General features: G+C 38.5%; 3 protein-coding genes. All 3 read right to left on the bottom strand.

The features are described 5' to 3' along the window. Positions 1 to 321: hypothetical protein (locus tag OCV66_RS14965; RefSeq protein WP_262564850.1), on the bottom strand; the 321-nt coding region annotated here is incomplete at its 3' end. Positions 322 to 781: 460 nt separating this feature from the next. Next, complete coding sequence (locus OCV66_RS14970; protein WP_054328557.1) at positions 782 to 1,465, bottom strand: hypothetical protein; 684 nt, start codon at positions 1,463 to 1,465, stop codon at positions 782 to 784. Between the two features lie 12 nt (positions 1,466 to 1,477). Beyond that, the gene (locus tag OCV66_RS14975; protein WP_054328558.1) at positions 1,478 to 1,924 is read right to left on the bottom strand and encodes a MarR family winged helix-turn-helix transcriptional regulator; all 447 of its coding nucleotides are present in this window, start codon (positions 1,922 to 1,924) and stop codon (positions 1,478 to 1,480) included. Positions 1,925 to 2,909: the final 985 nt, after the last annotated feature.

Consider the following 2,909-nt stretch of genomic DNA (forward strand, 5'->3'; position numbering starts at 1 on the left):
GCTCTCCTTAATCTGAGCATGTTCCAGAGCAATCTGCTTCGCCTGTTCCTCACTGATCTGGGTCGTTGGCTGCTGGCCACTGCCTGTGTTTCCGGAATTCTGGTTCGTCGCTGCCTGATTCTCTGCCACGGCAGCCTGCTCTACTGATGGCATGTCACTTACCGGAACCTGCCCGCTTTGCAGCAGCGATCCCGTTTGCGACGGCGCCCCCTGCTGCGGATAGCCAGCATTCCCTGCACTCGAAGCTATAGTTGGCGTACATCCCGCCAGCATTGCAGCCGCGCCAAACGCCATCATTGAGATCATTAATCCTTTTTTCATGTCCCAGAACCCCTTTCCTTTAGTACATCTGTAGTATATCGTGCTTTCATTAAAACTTCATTAAAAAAGTACATATTTTAGAAAAATATTATTTTGAAACAAAAAAGGCATACGCCCATAGGAGCATACACCTTGTATTTTTTGCTTCCGATATGCTGATTTTTACCTGTCGGGTAGAAAAGACAGGGTGTGAAGTACAGTAAGTCCTTATAACTTCGTACATCGTTTCATATCGGGACTTTGTATGTGCTTTGTCTTTTGTTTTTTGTAATAGTACCCCCCTGTTAGATAACGGGGGCTTTGAACGGCTCGCTACGCTCGCCCAACCGCCGAAGTGAACCGCCCCCTCGCCAGCAAAGTTGGCGTGGCGTATTGTCTTACGACCGCCACCGTGGGCGGATCGCTCCGTCGGTTGTTGAGATTTTGCACTTATCTTCCGCACAAACTGAGGATTATCGGATTAAAATAGATATTTACCTGCTACCAAATAATATCCTGAATCAAGCAAAAGACCAAATGAAACTACAAGCAAAATTATATAACATACATGAACGACTGTCTTAAGCCCCTTTTCCTTTAATCTATCCACCCATTTCACGAGTTTCTTTAATAAATTCATCTGATTTGCTATATATACGATAACAGCCATAAACTGACTTACCAAAAACCAAATCGTAAGTAATAAAATTGCTGATAGAAAATTATTCGACTCTCCGCCAAGTAAAATCACAGCATAGTAGGTTGGGTCTGTGAAACAAGTTATGGAAAAAACAAATCCAGTAAACAAATACTTAAACGAAGAACCTTCTACTATTTTTCTATTTTCGTCCTCTTTTTTCGTTTTATAAAATATTTTTTTAATGACGAATATAACAACAATCAAAGATAATACAAATTGTAATACTGCCCATAATGGACTGTCTGCTTCTGGTGTAAAGCTTCGTAATATCTCCACGGCTGATACACCAAATATTGTAGCTAAAACTGCTCCTATCAAAATAGAAAATCCCATAAATGAAAACCAAAATAAAGATATTTTTGATTTACTGTCCTTCCGAAGCCCCATACTTATCATATAAACAGCAGTAATCGGGTCAATACCCAATATTCCAAGCCCTATTGTACTTATTATTTTGTGAACCATACTTTTTCTCCTTTATTCATTTATAATATTGTCAACTTTAGCCTTAAAATTATCAAGATATTTATTCATTAGACGGACGATTTCTTTTTGTTCTTCTTTTGTCATTTCTCCAAAAACATCGTTTTCAGCTTGTTCAATAGGTAAAATTTTTTCATTTACAAGTTCTTTTCCAGTCTTTGTAAAATGAATATAAATTTCTCGTCCAGTTCCTTTGGTGAAATCAATCAAACCATTTTCTCTAAGTTTGTTTACCGACGAATTGACTGTTTGCTTATTCAAATAGCAATATTTATAAATCTCGGTTTGCGTACACCCCTCTCCTAAAACAAGAATAGCTTGCAAGATTTCATACGCACTATCAGACAAACCTTGTTTTAAAGCTATTTCATGATAAAATTCGTTAATTAAATTACTGATACGGTCAAACTCTTGTAGTACTTGATTTTGTTTGAATTCCATTGTTATCCTCCTAGTATGAAATCATACTCGTGCAGTATAGTATAATTTCATACTTTTGTCAATGGAAATAAAAAAATCAGTTAATCAAATATTCATAGACTAATAAGTTTTAGAGTAATCAAGCAGAAATGAAATAGTCTGCTGTTATACTGCATAGAAAAAGACACTCTTTTTCAAGTGTCATTTTTCCATAACTCTATATTTCTTTGCATAAGTTGTTACATCAAGCTCTTTCATTTGTTGTAATTTCGTTGTAATTTTTCTTATTTTTCTTTTCTTGTTTTACGGATAGATACTGTATTTATACCGATTTTCTCAAATCTTTATCTCTTTTTGTTTCAAAATCAGCCGATTAAAAAATATCAGATACAGATGAAGTTGCCTTTAAAAAAGTATAACTTTTCAAAACCACCAAGCCATGTGTTCATAGAATGGATGTAATGAAAAAACTGCCCTGCATACAAAGCCTCGTATACAGGGCAGTTTTTTTCATTTTCTCTTTGTTATCACAGCAAATTAAAGAGCAGATATTGCTTTTGCATAGCGCCATAATAACCTTTGCGATCAATAGTATGAGGAGCAAAACGCCCCGAATAGGGAATAGTAACAGGTCGGGTAAGGGATGAGCATTGCTGTCCATCCCTCCCCTAAGAACCGTACGCGAGAGTCCCCCTCATACGGCTCAAGTCTTACAAAAGGCTCCTTTATTGGCAACTCTGCTCAAAAGCAGTAATCAGGCTGTGGATTTCTTCGTGACATTCCTTGTGTACCATGATTTTCTGCCTATTCCTTTCCGGCTGGGGCATGCACCTTGAAGCCGGTTTCTAAGGAAATCGGATAGAATTGATTTTACTTACTCCAGCTTTCCTCGGCCGTGTTGGAGTCTCTGGTGTAATCGTGTTCCGTGGAAGCCTCCACCACGTCGTAGAACGCCCAGTGGCTTGCAGGCACATCAGGGAAGCGAGTACCCGCGCCGTTGTCCACC

It is taken from the genome of Agathobaculum ammoniilyticum (assembly GCF_025567315.1).
GTDB classification, from domain to species: domain Bacteria; phylum Bacillota; class Clostridia; order Oscillospirales; family Butyricicoccaceae; genus Agathobaculum; species Agathobaculum ammoniilyticum.